This window comes from Pseudoalteromonas sp. MMG007 (genome assembly GCF_018100985.1).
Taxonomy (GTDB): Bacteria; Pseudomonadota; Gammaproteobacteria; order Enterobacterales; family Alteromonadaceae; genus Pseudoalteromonas.
The window spans coordinates 13,332-31,475 of sequence record NZ_JAGJEI010000008.1 but is presented as its reverse complement, the minus strand read 5'-3'; the positions used below and the strand labels follow the sequence as shown (position 1 = coordinate 31,475).

Annotated in this window: 20 protein-coding genes; 14 read left to right on the top strand and 6 right to left on the bottom strand. The window is 40.0% G+C overall.

Features of this window, described 5'->3' with window-relative positions:
• Nucleotides 1-112: 112 nt before the first annotated feature.
• Both J8L71_RS11030 and J8L71_RS11025 read left to right on the top strand, forming a co-directional pair.
• Nucleotides 113-802, top strand: coding sequence for a DUF3334 family protein (locus J8L71_RS11030; protein WP_211000582.1), 690 nt, complete (start codon nt 113-115; stop codon nt 800-802).
• Between the two features lie 223 nt (nt 803-1,025).
• Nucleotides 1,026-1,388, top strand: a complete 363-nt coding sequence (locus tag J8L71_RS11025; RefSeq protein WP_211000581.1) for a hypothetical protein — start codon at nt 1,026-1,028, stop codon at nt 1,386-1,388.
• Between the two features lie 148 nt (nt 1,389-1,536).
• Here the strand turns inward: J8L71_RS11025 and J8L71_RS11020 are convergent, their stop codons facing one another.
• Entirely contained in the window at nt 1,537-2,031 is a 495-nt protein-coding gene (locus tag J8L71_RS11020; protein ID WP_211000580.1) for a YgjP-like metallopeptidase domain-containing protein, read from the bottom strand.
• A 13-nt stretch (nt 2,032-2,044) separates the two neighbouring features.
• Nucleotides 2,045-2,893, bottom strand: a complete 849-nt coding sequence (locus tag J8L71_RS11015; RefSeq protein WP_211000671.1) for a DUF72 domain-containing protein — start codon at nt 2,891-2,893, stop codon at nt 2,045-2,047.
• 249 nt (nt 2,894-3,142) lie between these two features.
• Between J8L71_RS11015 and aspS the strand changes: the two genes are divergently transcribed.
• The 3 genes from aspS to J8L71_RS11000 all read left to right on the top strand — a co-directional run bounded on the left by aspS (nt 3,143) and on the right by J8L71_RS11000 (nt 6,056).
• A complete protein-coding gene (gene aspS, locus J8L71_RS11010) occupies nt 3,143-4,921 on the top strand; it encodes an aspartate--tRNA ligase (RefSeq protein ID WP_211000579.1) in 1,779 nt (592 codons plus the stop codon).
• A gap of 277 nt (nt 4,922-5,198) precedes the next feature.
• Nucleotides 5,199-5,429: a hypothetical protein gene (locus J8L71_RS11005; protein ID WP_211000578.1), complete on the top strand. Its 231-nt coding sequence runs from the start codon at nt 5,199-5,201 to the stop codon at nt 5,427-5,429.
• A 30-nt stretch (nt 5,430-5,459) separates the two neighbouring features.
• The gene (locus J8L71_RS11000; RefSeq protein WP_211000577.1) at nt 5,460-6,056 is read left to right on the top strand and encodes a pentapeptide repeat-containing protein; all 597 of its coding nucleotides are present in this window, start codon (nt 5,460-5,462) and stop codon (nt 6,054-6,056) included.
• An 84-nt stretch (nt 6,057-6,140) separates the two neighbouring features.
• On the opposite strand, the gene J8L71_RS10995 is transcribed toward J8L71_RS11000, so the two are convergent.
• Nucleotides 6,141-6,464 carry a hypothetical protein gene (locus J8L71_RS10995; protein WP_211000576.1) on the bottom strand — a complete coding sequence of 108 codons (324 nt, stop codon included), beginning with the start codon at nt 6,462-6,464 and terminating at the stop codon, nt 6,141-6,143.
• A gap of 124 nt (nt 6,465-6,588) precedes the next feature.
• Between J8L71_RS10995 and J8L71_RS10990 the strand changes: the two genes are divergently transcribed.
• Nucleotides 6,589-7,332 (top strand): alpha/beta hydrolase, encoded by a 744-nt coding sequence (locus tag J8L71_RS10990; RefSeq protein WP_211000575.1) that lies wholly within the window; start codon nt 6,589-6,591, stop codon nt 7,330-7,332.
• 62 nt (nt 7,333-7,394) lie between these two features.
• Here the strand turns inward: J8L71_RS10990 and J8L71_RS10985 are convergent, their stop codons facing one another.
• Complete coding sequence (locus J8L71_RS10985; protein WP_211000574.1) at nt 7,395-8,597, bottom strand: bifunctional alpha/beta hydrolase/OsmC family protein; 1,203 nt, start codon at nt 8,595-8,597, stop codon at nt 7,395-7,397.
• A gap of 267 nt (nt 8,598-8,864) precedes the next feature.
• On the opposite strand from J8L71_RS10985, the gene J8L71_RS10980 reads away from it, so the two are divergent.
• Both J8L71_RS10980 and J8L71_RS10975 read left to right on the top strand, forming a co-directional pair.
• Nucleotides 8,865-9,704 carry a 2OG-Fe(II) oxygenase family protein gene (locus J8L71_RS10980; RefSeq protein ID WP_138681410.1) on the top strand — a complete coding sequence of 280 codons (840 nt, stop codon included), beginning with the start codon at nt 8,865-8,867 and terminating at the stop codon, nt 9,702-9,704.
• A gap of 200 nt (nt 9,705-9,904) precedes the next feature.
• Nucleotides 9,905-11,299, top strand: coding sequence for a DEAD/DEAH box helicase (locus J8L71_RS10975; RefSeq protein WP_211000573.1), 1,395 nt, complete (start codon nt 9,905-9,907; stop codon nt 11,297-11,299).
• 114 nt (nt 11,300-11,413) lie between these two features.
• Here J8L71_RS10975 and J8L71_RS10970 read toward each other — a convergent pair whose 3' ends face one another.
• Nucleotides 11,414-12,157 carry a DUF3307 domain-containing protein gene (locus tag J8L71_RS10970; RefSeq protein WP_211000572.1) on the bottom strand — a complete coding sequence of 248 codons (744 nt, stop codon included), beginning with the start codon at nt 12,155-12,157 and terminating at the stop codon, nt 11,414-11,416.
• The gene (locus J8L71_RS10965; RefSeq protein WP_211000571.1) at nt 12,157-12,780 is read right to left on the bottom strand and encodes a hypothetical protein; all 624 of its coding nucleotides are present in this window, start codon (nt 12,778-12,780) and stop codon (nt 12,157-12,159) included. Before J8L71_RS10965 ends, J8L71_RS10970 begins: the two co-directional genes overlap by 1 nt.
• 174 nt (nt 12,781-12,954) lie before the next feature.
• Between J8L71_RS10965 and J8L71_RS10960 the strand changes: the two genes are divergently transcribed.
• The 6 genes from J8L71_RS10960 (at nt 12,955) to J8L71_RS10935 (ending at nt 17,978) form a co-directional block, all read left to right on the top strand.
• Nucleotides 12,955-13,458, top strand: coding sequence for an NYN domain-containing protein (locus J8L71_RS10960; RefSeq protein WP_211000570.1), 504 nt, complete (start codon nt 12,955-12,957; stop codon nt 13,456-13,458).
• Nucleotides 13,459-13,613: 155 nt separating this feature from the next.
• Nucleotides 13,614-14,534, top strand: coding sequence for an NAD(+) diphosphatase (gene nudC, locus J8L71_RS10955; protein ID WP_211000569.1), 921 nt, complete (start codon nt 13,614-13,616; stop codon nt 14,532-14,534).
• 9 nt (nt 14,535-14,543) lie between these two features.
• The gene (locus J8L71_RS10950; RefSeq protein WP_211000568.1) at nt 14,544-15,725 is read left to right on the top strand and encodes a cystathionine beta-lyase; all 1,182 of its coding nucleotides are present in this window, start codon (nt 14,544-14,546) and stop codon (nt 15,723-15,725) included.
• A 146-nt stretch (nt 15,726-15,871) separates the two neighbouring features.
• Nucleotides 15,872-16,699, top strand: a complete 828-nt coding sequence (locus tag J8L71_RS10945; protein ID WP_211000567.1) for an ABC transporter permease subunit — start codon at nt 15,872-15,874, stop codon at nt 16,697-16,699.
• Nucleotides 16,696-17,604 carry an ABC transporter ATP-binding protein gene (locus J8L71_RS10940; protein ID WP_211000566.1) on the top strand — a complete coding sequence of 303 codons (909 nt, stop codon included), beginning with the start codon at nt 16,696-16,698 and terminating at the stop codon, nt 17,602-17,604. The genes J8L71_RS10945 and J8L71_RS10940 overlap by 4 nt, the downstream gene beginning before the upstream one ends.
• On the top strand, nt 17,604-17,978 hold the full coding sequence (locus J8L71_RS10935; RefSeq protein ID WP_089347283.1) for a PH domain-containing protein: 375 nt from the start codon (nt 17,604-17,606) through the stop codon (nt 17,976-17,978). Before J8L71_RS10940 ends, J8L71_RS10935 begins: the two co-directional genes overlap by 1 nt.
• Nucleotides 17,979-18,144: the final 166 nt, after the last annotated feature.

Genomic DNA, 18,144 nt, shown 5'->3' with positions numbered 1-18,144 from the left:
GCAGTCTCTTTAAAAATAATGATGCTATTTTAACATTTTATGCTGGATAGTCAGTGATAAATTCAGTAGCTTGGCTAGAATAATGAATAATAAGTATAAAAGAGAGCGTTAAATGAGCAAAAGTAAGGTAATTAGTACAGACGATATATTAGCAACCCTTTGTCATTCAGTGACGGGAGTCCTTTCATCAGCAAGTGGTAACGAAATAAGCTACTCAGCCATGGTGCAAAAAATAACGCGCACCTGTATGCGACCAGATATAGGTTGCTTCGTATTATTTGACGGTGGCTTTACAGGGCTTGTTGTAACCAATTTTACTGCGCAAGCCGCAATGGAGATTTATGGTGATTACATGCGCAATATGGGCATGCCAGAGGAAGAAATTGCCCATAGCCATTTATCAGACGATGTTTCAAATGTAATGGGCGAGCTGATGAACCAAATTGTTGGCGACTTTACCTCTAAAGTACGCGAGCAATTACATACGTCTATTACACAAAACCAGCCAAAAATGATGGCAATCAACAAACAAGTGCAAATATCGGTAGATACCACCATGGATCGCCCACAAGCACGCCGCGTAACCTTTACTACGCGTAACCAAAATATCTTTTATCTAGAGTTGGCAATGGATAAAACTGAGTTTATTAAACTTCATGATTTTGACATTGTAGAAGCGATAGACCCAGACGATATTATTGAAAACGAAGCTAAACAAAAAGCTGAAAAAGAAAAAGTAAAGTCAAAAGAAGCAGAAAAAGATGATGCCGATGACGACTTTATGGCTGAATTAGGGCTTTAAGTTTATTTATGTAGGTTGGGTTGAGTGAAACGAAACCCAACCCAACACGCTTTTGAGCTGCCAGTTGAAAAGTTACTTAAAAACGCGATTTGATATCGCGTTTTTTGTTTTAGGTAATAATTAATATTATAAGGCAACAAACAGTTTATTTATGAGTTACTTGGTGTGAATTTTGCTTATAGTTATAACTGTGAATATATTAATTCATCAAAAGGGGAAATAGATGCAACTTACTCATAATTTAATGGACCTATACTTTAATTATAACGGCAGAGTTGGTGATGTGAAGGGCGCCCAAGAGGGCATTGAGGAATTTGAACAAATAGCTAAAACGGCTTCAACTGAAGAGGAGAAAATTCGTTATGAGCAGGCTGCAGAGAAGTTAAAAACCGAAATACTCCCAAAAATGCAAAAAGAGATGGAGCAACTAGCTAAAGAGCTAGGGTTAGACTCTAGCGATATTGGTAAAGTAGCGAAAGCAGATTCGAAAGAGTCAGTGACTCTAGCTATACGTCAGCAGCCCCAAGGGAAGCTGCTATTACTAAATTCGTATGAAGTAGGCAACTATTACCACAATAAAATTTAGATGTATGCTGATTCCGTATTGGAAAATACCCTAGCGGCAATTCATTACCGGATAAATAGAAACTATTCTTTGTCTTACTTAAAAGTTCAAAAGCATCTGCAAATTCGAAAGATAAATATGGCTTTGGGATCATCATGAAATTGACCGCCTAATAAGGATTCTCACCCATCGCGACTACCACACAAAAAATCCGTAAATCTAACTCTAACTGGTGATACTGCGGCTCCATGTGACAACACAGTTTATAAAAGCCTTTGTTGTGGTCTTTTTCTTTAAAATGCGCGAGTTCGTGTACGACTAATGCTTTTAGTAGTGGCTCGGGTGCGCGCAGTAAATCGCTGTTTATGGCTAAGTCGTGCTTACGGGTTTTACCTTGCATGCGGTAAGTGTGAGTACCTAATGCATTGGTGACCATATCGCCTTGTTTTTTAAATGCTGCGCGGCCAAACGGTGGGGCGTTTTTTAAATACTGTTTTTTTAAATCAGTGGCATAGCTGTAAAGCAGTTTATCGGTGGTTATGGTGTGCGCTTGCGGGTACTTTTTTAGTAAGTAGTTACTTACTTTTTTGTTTTTAATTAGGCTTAATACCTGCTCAACAATATTGGCTGGGTAGCCGGTAAAATAGCGTGCGTATTCACTCATTTTTATTCTCTATTTAAAAAAGCGTAGGCTGGTGGGCTTCTTTTTCACCGCTGAATGGATTTAATACTGGGTGACTGTACCCTAGGTCTTCACAAAACTGGCGTGCAAGTAGTGGCGATTCACGGTTATCGGCAGTATGAAAAAACACATAGGGTGTTTTACCCTCATCAAGCCATTGTTTTACTTTACTTAGCCACGGCTTATAAAAGGGTTTATAGTCGTTTTGTAAATCGGCTATGACAAAGCGCGTCATAGGCTGCATGCCTGTAGCTATTGCATGTACAGGTAAGTGGGGCTTTTTTTGTTGTGCATCTATTAACGCCTCGGTGGTGGGCTTTATTGCAAAAAGCGCGCGCGTATCCATAGAAATACGGTTTATATTATTTGCCATTAATAGCTGATTTAGGGCAATTTCGGCTTCGCCTTTTTTAAAAAAATCGCTGTGGCGTACTTCTACCCCGTAATTTAGCTCCTTGGGGAGCAAGCTAATAAACTGGGTGAGCTTAGGTAAATCGTTTGGCCCAAACGCTTTGGGTAATTGCAGCATAACTTGCCCTGTTTTTTCTAAAATAGGGGAGAACAAGCTAAGCCAATCGGTAAGTTCTGTTTGAATGTTACTGAGCTGTAGCTCGTGACTAAAACGACGATGAAACTTAAATGTAAACTTAAAGTCATCGGGTACGCTTTGTGCCCAGCGTAATAGAGTGCTTGGCGATGGATCGGCGTAAAAGCTGGTATTGCCTTCAACTGAATTAAAATGCTGTGCGTATTGGCTAAGCATATCGGCGTTTTTACATTGGCTTGAAAATAAATTGCCTTTCCACGCGTTGCTCGACCACTGAGGGCATCCAATATATAACATATAAATAGCTGATAAATTACTTCGTGACGCAAGTGTACCAAATACATTTGGTAGTTGCTGCAAATTAACATTACAAAGCTAAACACACGCCCTAGCATCTTGATACTACTTGGGTATAATGCAGGGCTTAATTTGATTATTTTTAGATTGCTAGCGGCTTTATTTGTATTGTGGTGACCTGTTTTTTAAATCACACGCCTTAAAACAAATAAATTTAACCGTTCAAGCCTTTTATCTGACAGGAAAACTATGCGCTCTATATATTGCGGACAGCTAAATAAAACTCACGTAGATCAAGAAGTTGAACTATGTGGTTGGATCAACAAACGACGTGACCTTGGTGGACTTATCTTTGTCGATTTACGCGATAGAGAAGGTTTAGTACAAGTTGTATTCGATCCAGAAGTTGAAGGACTAATGGATACCGCTAACAAACTTCGTCAAGAATTTTGTGTGCAGTTAAAAGGGGTTGTACGTGCGCGCCCAGACAGCCAAATAAATAAAGATATGGCAACTGGCGAAGTGGAAATTTTAGGTACTGAGCTTACAATCATTAACCGCTCAGAGCCATTACCGCTTGATTTTAACCAAACAAATTCAGAAGAGCGTCGCTTAAAGTACCGTTACTTAGATTTACGTCGCCTTGAAATGAGCGACCGTATTAAATTACGCGCTAAAGCAAGTAGCTTTGTTCGCCGCTTTTTAGATGAAAACGGCTTTTTAGATATCGAAACACCAGTACTTACTAAAGCAACGCCAGAAGGCGCGCGCGATTATTTAGTACCGAGCCGTGTTCACAAAGGTAGTTTTTACGCGTTACCGCAGTCGCCACAGCTGTTTAAGCAATTGTTGATGATGTCGGGTTTTGACCGTTACTACCAAATTGTTAAATGTTTCCGTGATGAAGATTTACGTGCCGATCGCCAACCTGAATTTACCCAAATAGATTTAGAAACCTCGTTCATGAGCTCTGATCAAGTACGTGGTATGACTGAGAAAATGATTCGTGAGATGTGGCAATCATTATTAAACGTTGATTTAGGCGACTTCCCAATTATGCCTTACAGCGAGGCAATGAGCCTGTATGGTTCAGATAAGCCAGATTTACGTAACCCAATGAAATTAGTTGATGTTGCAGATTTAGTTAAAGACGTAGAGTTTAATGTTTTCTCTGGTCCTGCTAATGACGAAAAAGGCCGTGTTGCTGTACTAACTGTACCGGGTGGCGCTAAACTTTCTCGCAAACAACTTGATGATTACACCAAGTTTATTGGTATTTACGGCGCTAAAGGCATGGCGTGGATGAAAGTAAACGACCGCGATGCAGGTGCTGAGGGCGTTCAATCTCCAGTAGCTAAGTTTTTAAACGAAGAGGTAATTACCCAGTTACTTGAGCGTACTAACGCACAAACTGGCGATATTATTTTATTTGGTGCTGATAAACGCAACGTTGTAAACGAAGCAATGGGCGCGCTTCGCTTGAAGATTGGTGTTGATTTAGAAATCACTAATCTAAATAGTTGGGCGCCACTTTGGGTTGTTGACTTCCCAATGTTTGAAGAAGATGATGAAGGTACTCTTCACGCAGTACACCATCCATTCACAGCACCAAAAGATATCAGTGCAAGCGAGCTTGAAGCAAACCCAGCCGCGGCTATTTCAGATGCTTACGATATGGTATTAAACGGCTACGAAGTAGGTGGCGGTTCGGTACGTATTCACAATGCAGATATGCAAGAAGCCGCATTTAGAATTTTAGGTATTGACGCACAAGAGCAACAAGATAAGTTTGGCTTTTTACTTGATGCCCTTAAATACGGCACACCGCCGCATGCAGGTTTAGCCTTTGGTCTTGACCGTTTAGTTATGCTTTTATGTGGTACAGATAACATTCGTGACGTTATTGCTTTCCCTAAAACCACTCAAGCATCGTGCTTATTAACCGATGCACCTAGTAAAGCTAATAGCGACTCTTTAACTGAGCTTGCAATTAGCGTAGTAGAAAAAGCAATTCCTAGCGAAGAGTAATACCACGCACAACACGTGTGATTAGCTAGATTTAAAAACCCTTAGGAGTATGCCTAGGGGTTTTTTATGGTTAAATTTAAAGCAGTTTAAATATTGTACCAATCGGCTTAAATATTTAGCCTTTTTAGCGTGCTAAACAAAGCGTTAACAGTGTTATAAATTTCTCATGCAAAACTATATGTCGATATTTATGCCTTGTTATCACTCTATTTATCTGTCGCTATAAATGACTAGTAACTTAAGCTGATTGGTATTATTCAATAGAGAGGGAGTTCTTATGTCGTTTAATCTCACATTATTTGGTGAATTTTTGGCTTTTTTTATTATGTTTTGCATTCCGATTTTTGCGCTTATTAGCTACAAAATAGGTAAAAGTAAAAGTACCATGCCTGGCGTTTTAGCCTTTGTAGGCGGATGTTTGGCAGTATTTCCGCTGTTTGGCTTAATTTTTATAGCCTTATTAGCGCTTAAACAAGATTTGCCTAAAACGAGCCCTTACGCTCATTAACGAAAATCTAATTATGGATAAGCAGTAACAGTGACAATTTCCAATAATAATCATTATTACGACCAGCAATTTAGTACCTTGCAGTTAGCAGAGCAATTAATTGAAAACGCTGAATTTGAAGCGTGTACGTTTACTGAGTGTGATTTCTCGCAGGCGCACTTTAAAACATGTCGATTTATAGAGTGCAGCTTTAAAAATTGTAATTTGTCGTTACTCAAGTGGGGCTACAGCTCCCTTGAAGATGTAAGCTTTAGTGATTGTAAGCTAAACAGTGTGCAGTGGGGCGATGCTGATTGGGGGGCGCTAAGTATTGATGCACCGGTGAGCTTTAATAGCTGTGAGCTTAGTAACAGCTCTTTTTATGATTTAACTCTAAAATCACTAAAACTAATTCACTGCTTTGCAAAAAACGTTGATTTTAGACATGCCAACTTAAAGCAAAGTAAGTTTACCGGAACAGATTTCCGCGATAGTGAGTTTTTTCATACCAATTTAACTAAGTGTGACTTTGTTGGTGCAACTGAGTTTAATATTGATTTAAATAATAATGTATTAGCGGGGGCTAAATTTGAGCGCTTTGAAGCACTTAATTTGCTTACAAGCCTTGATATAGAGCTCTGTGACTAGTTTACGTTGTTTAGAAGCTACAAAACGCGAGCTTCTAAACAATAAATAACCTACATTGAGATTAATAATAGCTTTAGCTAGTTATTAACAGCTAGGGCCATTTTTGTTACGTGCGCTTGCAAGTGCGCGAGCAATTTCCAGTAACGCAGGGGTAATATCATCAGCACCGTCTTTAACAAGCTTAGTTACATCACCTGATGAATATAAGCTATCGCGCGGCGACTTTATTCCTAACTCACGAACAAAGTCTTTTGTTTTACCTGTGCTGCCGGTTTCAATAAATTTGAAAATAATACGCTCGTTATTACTTTTTGGCTCGGCCTTTAATACGGCAATTTCTTCTTTGTAGGCTTCTATTCGACTTTGCAAAATGTCGATACGTTGTTCAATGGTGGTATATGATTTCATGGGGTACTTTCTAAATTAACTAAAAATAATACCCGTATTATCGCATACATTAGCAATGACGCGCGCTAACCTTTATGGTAAAAGTTATTTTTATTTAAAAACAATAATTTATATAATTTAAAACATGCATAAAGCAATAAAAAAGTTACTAATATTAAGCGCACTTACACTAAGCTCGAGTTTAATGTCACCATTGAGCTTTGCTCAAGACGGTATGATAGTAGATAAAAGCCGCAATCGCACCATTCCTATCAATATCACACTCCCAAATAATAGTAATCAATGCAGCGGGCAGGCAAAGTGCCCTGTAGCATTTGTAAATGCGGGCTACGGCATTAGCCACAATGACTACACGTTTGCGAGTAAGCTATTTAATGCACAAGGCTATTTAAGTATTGCAGTGGCGCATGAGCTTAAAACCGACCCTAAACTCAACCACAATCAGCCCTATTTAACTACCCGTATGGAAAACTGGCACCGCGGTGTAGTAACGCTTAAGTTTTTAGTTAATCAACTAAGTGCGCAATACCCTGAGTATAACTTTTCTCAGCTCACGTTATTTGGCCACTCAAACGGCGGCGATATATCTGCTTTATATGCTTCAATTTATCCAGATGAAGTAAGCCAAGTAATTACACTTGATCACCGCCGTATGTTGATCCCACGTAATAAAAGCATACGCGTACTTACACTTCGTGGTAGTGATTATCCAGCTGATGCAAATGTGCTGTTAAACGATACAGAGCTTAAAGAGTTTCCTGTTAGCCAAATAACGATTGAAAAATCGCGACATAACGATATGTACGATGGCGGGCCAGCGTGGCTGGTAGATAGAATAAGTAAAGAAGTAGTGGCGTTTTTAAATTAATAAAACTTGTAGAGCTTTACTTTATTAGATAGCGCAGCCATGGCTGCGCTATTTAATTTTAGTTACTCAACTAACTCACTGACAACAAGAGGGCTGTTATGCAGGGTTTTATGTACAGGGCATTTGTCGGCTATTTCTAGCAGGCGTTGGCGCTGTGCTTCAGTTAAGTCGCCGCGTAGGGTTATTTTACGGGTAATGGCTTCAAGTGTTTGAGTGCATTCACCGTTGTCGCAATCTTGGTAGTAGTCACGCGTGTGTTCAAGCTCTACTTTTACATGATCAAGCGGCAGCTTTTTTAATGTGGCGTACATACGCAATGTCATTGATGTACACGCGCCTAGGCCTGCGAGTATATGATCGTATGGATCAGGGCCTAAGTTATTACCACCTACTTTTATAGGTTCATCTGCAAGCCATGTATGATCTTTGGTGCTCACATGCTGAGTGAATATATGGTCTTTTTCTTCTACTAAAACTTTTCCACCTTCTAATTTTGCGCTATAGCCAGTTTTATCATATTCAACGTAGCGGTTTGCCCAATTAGCAATAATAGTGGCTGCGTAATCAGCGTCGTCTTTATTAGTTAATAAGTGATCGGCGTTATCTAGGCTTATAAAACTTTTAGGGTGTTTCGCTGATGCGTAAATTTTCTCAGCTTCAGAAATATTTACTGTGGCATCAACAGGGGAGTGCATAACTAATAACGCGCGTTTTAATTTGCCTATGTGGCTACGACCGTATTTTGCTATGTCCTCTACAAATTGCTTTTTAATGGTAAATTCACGCCCGGCTAAGCTTACTTTAGCTTCACCTGCTGCGTTAATTTCATCAAGGTGTGCTTCAAAGTTATGCGCTACATGCTGCGCATCTGACGGTGCGCCAATGGTTGTAATCGCTGATATTTCAGGAATATGCTCTGCGGCAGCAAGCACGGCGGCACCGCCTAAGCTGTGGCCAATTAATAGCTGGGGGGCTTCAAAATTATTTCGTAAGTGATCGGCTGCGGCAACTAAGTCTTGAATATTCGAAGAAAAATTACTATTGGCAAAATCGCCATCACTATTACCAAGGCCAGTAAAATCAAAACGCAGTACGGCAATCCCTTGCTGGGTAAGTGCACGGCTAATACGGGTTGCAGCTGCTATGTCTTTTCCGCAGGTAAAGCAGTGGGCAAAGAGTGCATAAAACTTTATATCGCCAGATGGGCGTTCGAGTTGACCGGCAAGTTCTAAATCGCCGCTTTTAAAAGATACTTTTTGTCGCATGTGGAAGCCTTCGTGTCGCAATTTAATACATTACAATCATAGACCAGATATAGGCATTATTTGTTGCAAATTCAATGTTTATTCTGCTTTGATCTCGATCAAGTGAACTGTTTATTAAATAGCCTTAAGGACATTTGTCCTTATGTTTTTGGGGTGGTTTGTCTATCCTCGCACGGCGCTATAATGAAGGATTTACTACTTTATATTGGCATGTTAGCTATATTTTAAAGCAGTTCACTTCTAACAACCTATTCACTGGAACGTACAATGCAATTACCTACTGTTGATTATAAAGCTCCCGATGCGGCTGCTCACTTTGTTGAATCGTTAAGAAATACTGGTTTTGGTGTATTAAAAAATCACCCAATTCCACAATCTTTAGTTGAGTCTATCTATAAAAATTGGCAAGACTTCTTTAATTCAGAGCAAAAGCACGACTTTTTATTCTCTAAAGAAACGCAAGACGGTTATTTTCCGCCTTCAGTATCTGAAGTAGCTAAAGGCTTTACAGTAAAAGACATTAAAGAGTACTTTCATGTTTACCCTAAAGGCCGAGTACCGGCGCAGCTTGAAGCTGACGTACGTGAGTACTACCGCTTAGCTAACGAATTTGCAGCAACGCTTTTAAGCTGGGTTCAAGCAGAGGCACCAGCGGATGTACGTGCTAAGTTCTCTATTGATTTAAAAGACATGATTGCTGATTCTGAGCAAACATTGTTACGTATTCTACATTACCCGCCAATGACAGGTGACGAAGAGCCAGGTGCTATTCGCGCCGCTGCCCACGGTGACATTAACTTGTTAACTGTATTGCCAGCGTCAAACGAGCCAGGCCTACAAGTTCAAAAAACAGATGGCGGTTGGTTAGACGTACCATGTGATTTTGGCAGCCTTATTATTAATATTGGTGACATGCTACAAGAAGCGTCGGGCGGATATTTTCCATCGACTATTCACCGTGTAATTAACCCTACAGGTAAGGCGTCTACTAAATCACGCATTTCGTTGCCGCTGTTTTTACACCCGCGTCCAGATGTTGTTTTGTCTGAACGTTACACTGCTGACAGTTACCTACAAGAGCGCTTACGCGAGCTAGGTGTTAAATAGCGCTAATAATAAGCGCTATTAGGTATAAACAAAAAACGGCTACTGGCCGTTTTTTGCATTTTTAAGCAATATGATGACTGGTTTAATTTTATTAAGCTATGCTCAATTGCCAACAACGTAAATAATGTCATGCATTCTTAGCCATGACAGGTATAATGCGCGCAACTGGCTAACGTAGCCTTATTTAAAAGAGAGTTTATATGAGTTTTGATGGTTTAGGTTTATCACAGTCTTTAGTTAATGCGGTTTTAGAAAAGGGCTATGAAACGCCAACGCCTATTCAGGCTCAAGCAATTCCTGCAATTATTGAACGTCGCGATGTAATGGCGGCTGCACAAACCGGTACTGGTAAAACAGCTGGTTTTACATTACCACTTATTGAACGTTTATCGTCAGGCCCTAAAGCTAAAAGTAATCACGTACGCGCACTTATTTTAGCGCCAACCCGTGAGCTTGCACTGCAAGTTAGCGAAAACGTTGAGGAATACGCTAAGCATTCGGATGTCAGTTCGTTTGTTGTATACGGTGGCGTTAAAATTAACCCGCAAATGCAGCGCCTTCGCAAAGGGGTTGATATTTTAGTGGCAACGCCTGGGCGTTTAATTGATCTACATAATCAAAATGCAGTTAAGTTTGATAGCGTTGAAGTACTCGTACTTGATGAAGCTGACCGAATGCTTGATATGGGCTTTATTCACGACATTAAACGTCTCATTGCTAAAATGCCACCTAAGCGCCAAAACCTTATGTTTTCGGCAACGTTTTCAGATGATATTCGTGCATTAGCTAAAGGCTTAATAAACGATCCTGTTGAAATTTCAGTTGCAGCAAAAAACACCACGGCTAAAAGTGTAACGCAAAGCGTTTATGCGGTAGATAAAGGGCGTAAAACTGCTTTACTAAGTCATTTAATTCGTAGCAACGATTGGCAGCAAGTTTTAGTATTTAGCCGAACTAAACATGGTGCTAACCGCCTAGTTAAACAACTTGAGCGCGACGACATTGTAGGTGCCGCTATTCATGGTAATAAATCACAAGGCGCGCGCGTAAAAGCACTTGATGGTTTTAAGAGCGGTGAAGTACGTGTACTTGTAGCCACTGATATTGTGGCTCGTGGCCTTGATATTGTTGAGCTCCCGCATGTAGTAAACTACGATTTACCTAATGTATATGAAGATTATGTACATCGTATTGGCCGTACAGGTCGTGCTGGTGCATCGGGCCATGCTATTTCGTTTGTAACAACAGAAGATGCAGTAGATTTATACGGCATTGAGCGCTTTATTGGTGAGCTTATTCCTCGTGCTGAAGAAGAAGGTTTTGAGCCAGTAAACCCAGTAGCTGAGCGTGCACTTGATGCTCGCCCACTGCCAGCTAAAAAGCCTAAGAAAAAGCAGCCTTTTAATAAGCCTAAATCTGATAGCAGTAAGCCTAACAGTAAAAAGCCAAACAATGGCGGTAATGGTACAGGCCCTCGTCGTGGTGGTTCTAAAAAGCCAGCAGCCAAAACAGATGATAATGCACAAAACCCATGGGCAAAACGCCAATCGGTTGGTGGTAATGGTCAGCGCCGTCGTCGCCCAAATAACGATTAATCATTATTAATGATTGTATTGGCCTTTAACTAAACGCTAATACAAAAAACGCGCTACCTTTTTAATAAAAGTAGCGCGTTTTTTATTATCTGTAATTTATACTTAATGTACTGCCTACCTAATCAAATAATTAACGCCTAATCCTACAAACAAAGTAACACTTACGCTTAGTAAGGTGCCCAGCATTACATACTCAGTGAGCTTTTTATCTTTACTGGCACTTAAATCGCCAAACCTAAATATCGACTTTGCAGCTAGCAAAAAGCCAAGCCCGGCAAATTGATCAAGTAGTATAAAGCTCAGCATTAATACGCGCTCTATCATGCCAATGCTTTGCCCAGCCAATAGCAAGCTGCCCTCACTTGAAAAGTTAGCGGTGAGCCTTTCTAGCATCATTCTTATAAATACGGCACTTGGGCTTAATATAATTAAATATCCGCATACAACCCAGAGTACGTTAGGGTTCGTGGCAAGTGCGCTTACGTATGCGATTAAAATTTGGTTATCGGTTATATAAATACACAGCGCTATTATTACAGCTATATGCGCTATTTGGTCGAGTAAAAACGGCACTACTCCTTTATTTGAATACGACTTAGCTATATCAATAAAGTAATGGCTAAGCATAATTACAGCTGTGGCAAGTAACACAGTACTCAGTTGCTGCCAGCCATAGGTATATTCCCAAAAAGCGAGAATAATAGCGCTTGTTATGCCATGTACTAGCACATGTAAATAGAGCTTTCTAGCTTTAAAGTGGCGGGAGTTTCTATCGTTCACCCAGCTCATAGGTTGCCAGTAAAAATCAGCGAGTAAGTGACCAATAATAAGTGCTACCAGCAGTAACGAAAACGCCATTATGCGATTCCTTTTATTATATTTTTTATAACCTGTTCTGCATGCGTAATAAAGCGCTCTATAAGTTGATAGTTAGCTAAATTAAGTAGCTTAGTCACGTTTTCGCGGCTTGTATTGAGCTCTTTAGCAAGTGCTGCGTGGTTGTTATTTTTTTGTGTTAAATACACGTACAAAGCGTTTGCCTGTGCTTTTGTTATTTTACTCAGTAAGGTATCAACAAAAATGAGATTAAGGCTAAAGCTTTCGTCTATGCTTTGCTCGGTTATATTAAATGCAAAGCGTTGGTTGGTTATTTTATCAAGGCCTTGCCCTGAGAGAGTATAAGCTGAGCCTGTGGCTGTTTTTATATCACTGCGCGGGTTATCAATTTGACCAAGTGCCATACTTTGTCGGACCTCGTATCCTGCAGATTTTAAGTGTAAATATATGAGGATGGCAGTTTTAATTAACTGCTCACCTTGGTTAACTTGTAGCTGAAATGCATCACCTCGGTAAATGTTCCAAAGCGTTGATTTATTGCTAATTGCACGCAAACTTTGCTCTAACTGATAAAGCATGGCATCGTATTGTTGCTTAGGTATTTTTTGCGATTTAATTATATCGCCGCTGATCACACCAATCATAAAAATCCAACTTCAAGGTAACTAAAACCAGTTACATTTGGCTAAGTAACCAAATATGGTTACATTTAATTAAGTAACTAATTTAGGTTACTTAAAGGGCAATTGCAAGGAACTAAATTTTTATGGCGCTGCATTTACAAAGCGCCATTAGCATTAATCCTCTTAGGAAAAAAAATGACTTTACATAACGAGCAGCAAAACAGTAAACCGCGTGTAGGTATTTTTGTTGATGTACAAAACATTTATTACACGTGTCGTGAAAGTTATCGTAAAAACTTTGATTACAACGCCTTTTGGGTGCTGATGAAGCAGCAATACACCATTGATTGTGCTTTTGCGTATGCAATTTATCGTGGCGATGAAAAGCAAAATCAATTTCAAAATATTTTGCGCGCCATTGGCTTTGATGTAAAGCTAAAGCCCTTTATTCAGCGTCGCGATGGCAGCGCCAAGGGCGATTGGGATGTAGGCATAACGATAGATATGCTAGAGCAAGGAAAAAATCTTGATAAAGTGATTTTGCTCTCTGGTGATGGTGACTTTGCTTTATTATTAGGGCATTTAAAAAACCAATATAATGTACCGTGTGATGTATATGGTGCCGACAGGCTCACCGCCGAAGTGCTAAAACAAAGTGCAGCACAATTTCATTTAATTGATGACACCTTACTAATGTAAGTTAACAAAATTGATTGATTCCTGCGCAGCTTTGATTCGTGTAACTTGAGAGATTTTAATAGTGAACTAAATAGGGTTGTTTTGTGGCGTGAATAAATTGGGTTTGCTAAAGGGTTATGGTAATTTTAAAACATAACGTGTTACCAAGGATTTAAATGCTTCATTACAGCAACATGCCGCTAGATAGAGGCTCAAACTTTCGTAAAAACCCTAAGTGGTTACAAGCAAAAGTGTCGGCGAAAAGTAAGTGGCTTTTAGTGAATAACAATCACACTTTGTTTTTTAAAGACTCCCCTCAAGTGTGCTATTTAACGCATCAACAAGTTGCACATTTAGATTTATCAAACGCCATTTTTTTAGGTTCTGACGATGATGAAAATGGTGTGTTTGCTCTCGATGTCTCTAAAATACACGACGATGAACTAGCCCCCGTTATTGGGAATGCCCAATTTTTTGATATTCGACAATATGGCCCACAGGTGGATATGCAAGACGGCTCTATTGCCGCACTTGCTCGTGGACTGTGTTATTGGCATGCAACCCATAGTTTTTGCGGGCGCTGCGGTAGCAAAAACAAGTTAGTTGAAGCAGGGCACTCTCGCTTATGTGAAAACGAGCATTGTAAGCATCCTACATTCCCACGTACCGATCCGGCCGTAATAATGGTGGTTACAAAGGTATTTGCTGATGGTGTAGAGCGCTGTTTACTGGGTCGTCAGGCAATATGGCCGCAAGGTATGTATTCGTCACTTGCTGGGTTTGTAGACCCAGGTGAAACACTTGAGCAAGCAGTAGCTCGTGAAGTCAAAGAAGAAGCTGGCATTGAAGTAATGGATGTTAAATATATTGCTTCTCAGCCTTGGCCTTTTCCTTCTTCTATTATGCTTGGCTTTTTTGCAAAGGCGACATCAGAGCAAATTAATGTAGATAAAGACGAACTAGACGATGCAAAATGGTTTAGCCGTGAAGATTTAGCGCAATTTGGTAATTGGCATGATGAAGGGGAGCACTTAAAGCTTCCTCGAACTGATTCTATATCTCGTTATTTAATTGAACACTGGCGCACTCATCCATAAGGAATAACAATGTCGGGTAAAAGTAATAAAAACACTCAACTAGTCTCATCAGGACGCAAAAAGGCCTATACCCATGGTGTGGTAAACCCGGTAGTACAACGAGCTTCTACCATTGTATTTGATACCGTGGCTGATTTAAAAGAAGCCGCTAAAACGCGTGGCGACAAAACTTTATTTTATGGCCGCCGTGGAACTACTACGCATTTTGCCCTGCAAGAAGCAATAACTGAGCTTGAAGGCGGCGAAGGCTGCGCGTTATATCCATGTGGTGCGGCGGCTATTAGCCAAGCGCTGCTGTCGTTTGTAAAAGCGGGCGATCATATTTTGATGGTTGATAATGTGTATGAACCAACGCGCGACTTTTGCGATAAAATTTTAGCTGGACTTGGTGTTACTACCACTTATTACCCACCAACTATTGGCGCGGGTATTAAAGAGTATATAAAGCCAAATACTAAGGTATTGTTTTTAGAGTCTCCGGGCTCTATTACCATGGAAATACAAGATGTACCTGCCATGGTAAAAGTAGCAAACGAGCAAAGTATTATTACTATGCTTGATAACACCTACGGCAATGGCATGCACTACCGCCCATTAGAGCATGGTGTAGATATTAGTATCCAAGCGGCAACAAAATATATTGTGGGTCATTCAGATGTAATGATGGGTGTAGCTGTTGCTAATAAAAAGTATTGGCCAACCCTTCGTGAACACTCCTACCTATTAGGGCAATGCACCAGTGCCGATGATGCGTATTTAGCCCTCAGGGGGTTACGTACAATGGGCGTGCGTTTAAATCAACATGAAAAAGCAGCTATAGAAGTTGCTAAATGGCTAGAGCAACATGAGCTTGTTGATCACATTCGCCACCCAGCATTTGAAACCTGCCCAGGGCATGAGTTCTTTAAACGCGACTTTAATGGCAGCAATGGTTTATTTTCAATAGTAATGAAAACCGGTAACCAAAAAGCAATTGATGCGTTTTTAGATAGCCTTGAGCATATTAAAATGGGCTTTTCGTGGGGCGGTTTCGAAAGTTTAGTAACGGCTAATTTAACCATGAAGGGGCTTCGCTCAAATACCGGCTGGGATTTAGGGCCTGTGATTCGTTTGCATATTGGCCTTGAAGACGTTGATGATTTAATTAACGACTTAAGCCAAGCGCTTGAGATATACCAACAGCATGTATAAAAATGGTTAAATAAAGTATGACCAATTACATTTAAATGGTTTGTTACAAAGCTCACGTAAGGTGAGTTTTTTTTGCTGGTAATTCAAGGTGTTTACACTTAGTGTTGAACAATACTTTAATCATAAAACGTCATTAAGGATAGCCAATGGCAACACCACTACCGATAAATATGAGGCGACTAACGCATATTGCGGGATTTGAGCTTGTGCGCATGTTTTTAACTAAGCGTGGTTTAATCGCGCTGGCTGCATTTGCACTTGTGTGGCTAATAATACTGCGTTACCCAATTGGGCAGGCTGTAAGTATTATAAGTGCGCCAGACTTTGAGCAACTAGCACGTGATATATCAGGCTCTATAGGATTAAGTAAATTATTGGATTGGCCTGAATCTGAGTTTGCTATGTATTGGCTAATAGCATTGTACAGCTTTCCTCTTTTTGCCATATTTATTTGCAGCGACCAGACTGTAGGTGACAGAGAGCGGGGAACGTTAAGGTTTTTATCGCTACGCTCAACACGCTTTGAAATACTTTTTGGTCGTTTTTTAGGTCAATTAGCCGTATTAGCCTGTTTAGTAGGTATTACACTTATAGCCACTTTAGCGGTTTTAGGCTTTAGAGAGCCAAGTTTGCTTGCTGGTGGTTTTTTTCGTGCGTTATCAATATTCTTAACCTTAGTGGTGACACTTAGTCCATTTGTAGCACTAATGAGTTTAATAAATACTATTGCACGCTCATCACGTTTAGCCATTGTACTGGCGATTTTATATTTCGCGGGAGGTGGCATTGTTGTAGGTATACTGGCTTGGCAAATACCAGCTTTAAATGCACTGGATTATTTATTTCCTGGGGTAAACTCTGAATTATTAGCTGGGCAAAACTTACCAATAATGACCGCATTAGGCGTACCGCTGTTACAAAGCGTTGCGCTTATTGCTATTGGGCATCGAATATTTACAAGGAGTTCGCTATGAAATCATTAATAACAGCTAGCGGACTAAGTAAATCATATGGTGGGAAACAAGCACTTAATAATGTTAACTTTGAGATAAAACAAGGTGCACCAGTGGCGTTAGTGGGCCCCAATGGTGCCGGTAAAACCACATTGTTTAGTTTACTTTGTGGGTATATAAACCCAAGTCATGGTGAGCTCTCTATTTTAGGGCACAAGCCTGGTAGTGCAGCACTTTTTAATAAGGTCAGTGCGTTGCCACAAGATGCACAGTTAGATCCTCGTTTTAATATTGATAAGCAACTTGCCTTTTATGGCAAGCTGCAAGGTATGAGTACCAAGCAAAGCCATAATGAGGCACTGCGTGTGCTTGATTTAGTCGGCTTAAAGGAAGTAGCTAAGCAGCGCGCAGGCGATTTATCGCATGGTATGCGAAAGCGTGTGACTATTGCTCAGGCGCTAATTGGCGCGCCACAAATTGTTATGCTTGATGAAGCAACCGCAGGGCTCGATCCTATTCATGCAAGAGAAGTGCGAGAGCTGGTATCTAGCTTAAGTAGTGAGGCTACATTTATTTTAAGCTCTCACGATTTAACCGAGCTTGAGCGCTTATGCTCGCAAGTACTGCATTTAGATAAAGGCATACTAAGTGAGCACCAAACAAAAGAGAATAATACCGATAAACACTTTTACACGTTAATGCTTAACGAGGCTTATCAAAATGTAGAGCAACAACTACAATTGTTAGCAGGTGTAAGCCGTGTTTATATGAGCCAACATAAAGAATATGTGGTTGAGTATCAACCATCAAATGAGCCGCTTGATATTGCTTTACTAAACTTTTGCCATCAACAAAATTGGCAATATAGGCAGTTAGTCAATGGCCACACATTAGAAAATCAAATATTCAAACAGGAGAAAGTATAATGGGTTTACTGAGCGGTTTAATGGGTAACGCAAGTGAAGTGGATGATTCTGATTTAGAAAAAGTACTTGCTAATACGCTTATAGAAGGCGAACAAGTAGAAAAAGCTTACAAGGTTATTCGTGATATGTTTATTTTTACTAATAAGCGCTTAATTTTAATTGATAAGCAAGGTATGACCGGCTCTAAAATGGAAATGGTAAGTATTGCCTATTCTAAAATTACTAAATTTAGTAAAGAAAGTGCAGGGCACTTTGATTTAGATGCAGAGCTTAAAATTTGGATTGGGTCAGACCCTACTCCTATTAGTAAAGAATTTAAGTCGGGCGATAATATTAATGAGGTGTATCGTGTAATTAGTCAACACGCACTATAAATATTGTACATACTTTAAGTAGTTGTTGATTATATGTTGCAACTACTTTAATGTTACAGTTTCTTACACCTCCTTACAATTAACTTAATAAATACAATTAGTTAATTAAGTTTTCGTTCAGTTTCCCAGCGTTAGCATGTGCACACTTTAGTCAAAGAGCTAAAGC

Bases quoted from the DNA above. Each gene is read 5' to 3' on its own strand.
- J8L71_RS11030 (WP_211000582.1), top strand. From the start codon at position 113: ATGAGCAAAAGTAAGGTAATTAGTACAGACGATATATTAGCAACCCTT.
- J8L71_RS11025 (WP_211000581.1), top strand. From the start codon at position 1,026: ATGCAACTTACTCATAATTTAATGGACCTATACTTTAATTATAACGGC.
- J8L71_RS11020 (WP_211000580.1), bottom strand. From the start codon at position 2,031: ATGAGTGAATACGCACGCTATTTTACCGGCTACCCAGCCAATATTGTT.
- J8L71_RS11015 (WP_211000671.1), bottom strand. From the start codon at position 2,893: ATGTTATATATTGGATGCCCTCAGTGGTCGAGCAACGCGTGGAAAGGC.
- aspS (WP_211000579.1), top strand. From the start codon at position 3,143: ATGCGCTCTATATATTGCGGACAGCTAAATAAAACTCACGTAGATCAA.
- J8L71_RS11005 (WP_211000578.1), top strand. From the start codon at position 5,199: ATGTCGTTTAATCTCACATTATTTGGTGAATTTTTGGCTTTTTTTATT.
- J8L71_RS10995 (WP_211000576.1), bottom strand. From the start codon at position 6,464: ATGAAATCATATACCACCATTGAACAACGTATCGACATTTTGCAAAGT.
- J8L71_RS10990 (WP_211000575.1), top strand. From the start codon at position 6,589: ATGCATAAAGCAATAAAAAAGTTACTAATATTAAGCGCACTTACACTA.
- J8L71_RS10985 (WP_211000574.1), bottom strand. From the start codon at position 8,597: ATGCGACAAAAAGTATCTTTTAAAAGCGGCGATTTAGAACTTGCCGGT.
- J8L71_RS10980 (WP_138681410.1), top strand. From the start codon at position 8,865: ATGCAATTACCTACTGTTGATTATAAAGCTCCCGATGCGGCTGCTCAC.
- J8L71_RS10975 (WP_211000573.1), top strand. From the start codon at position 9,905: ATGAGTTTTGATGGTTTAGGTTTATCACAGTCTTTAGTTAATGCGGTT.
- J8L71_RS10970 (WP_211000572.1), bottom strand. From the start codon at position 12,157: ATGGCGTTTTCGTTACTGCTGGTAGCACTTATTATTGGTCACTTACTC.
- J8L71_RS10965 (WP_211000571.1), bottom strand. From the start codon at position 12,780: ATGATTGGTGTGATCAGCGGCGATATAATTAAATCGCAAAAAATACCT.
- J8L71_RS10960 (WP_211000570.1), top strand. From the start codon at position 12,955: ATGACTTTACATAACGAGCAGCAAAACAGTAAACCGCGTGTAGGTATT.
- nudC (WP_211000569.1), top strand. From the start codon at position 13,614: ATGCTTCATTACAGCAACATGCCGCTAGATAGAGGCTCAAACTTTCGT.
- J8L71_RS10950 (WP_211000568.1), top strand. From the start codon at position 14,544: ATGTCGGGTAAAAGTAATAAAAACACTCAACTAGTCTCATCAGGACGC.
- J8L71_RS10945 (WP_211000567.1), top strand. From the start codon at position 15,872: ATGGCAACACCACTACCGATAAATATGAGGCGACTAACGCATATTGCG.
- J8L71_RS10940 (WP_211000566.1), top strand. From the start codon at position 16,696: ATGAAATCATTAATAACAGCTAGCGGACTAAGTAAATCATATGGTGGG.
- J8L71_RS10935 (WP_089347283.1), top strand. From the start codon at position 17,604: ATGGGTTTACTGAGCGGTTTAATGGGTAACGCAAGTGAAGTGGATGAT.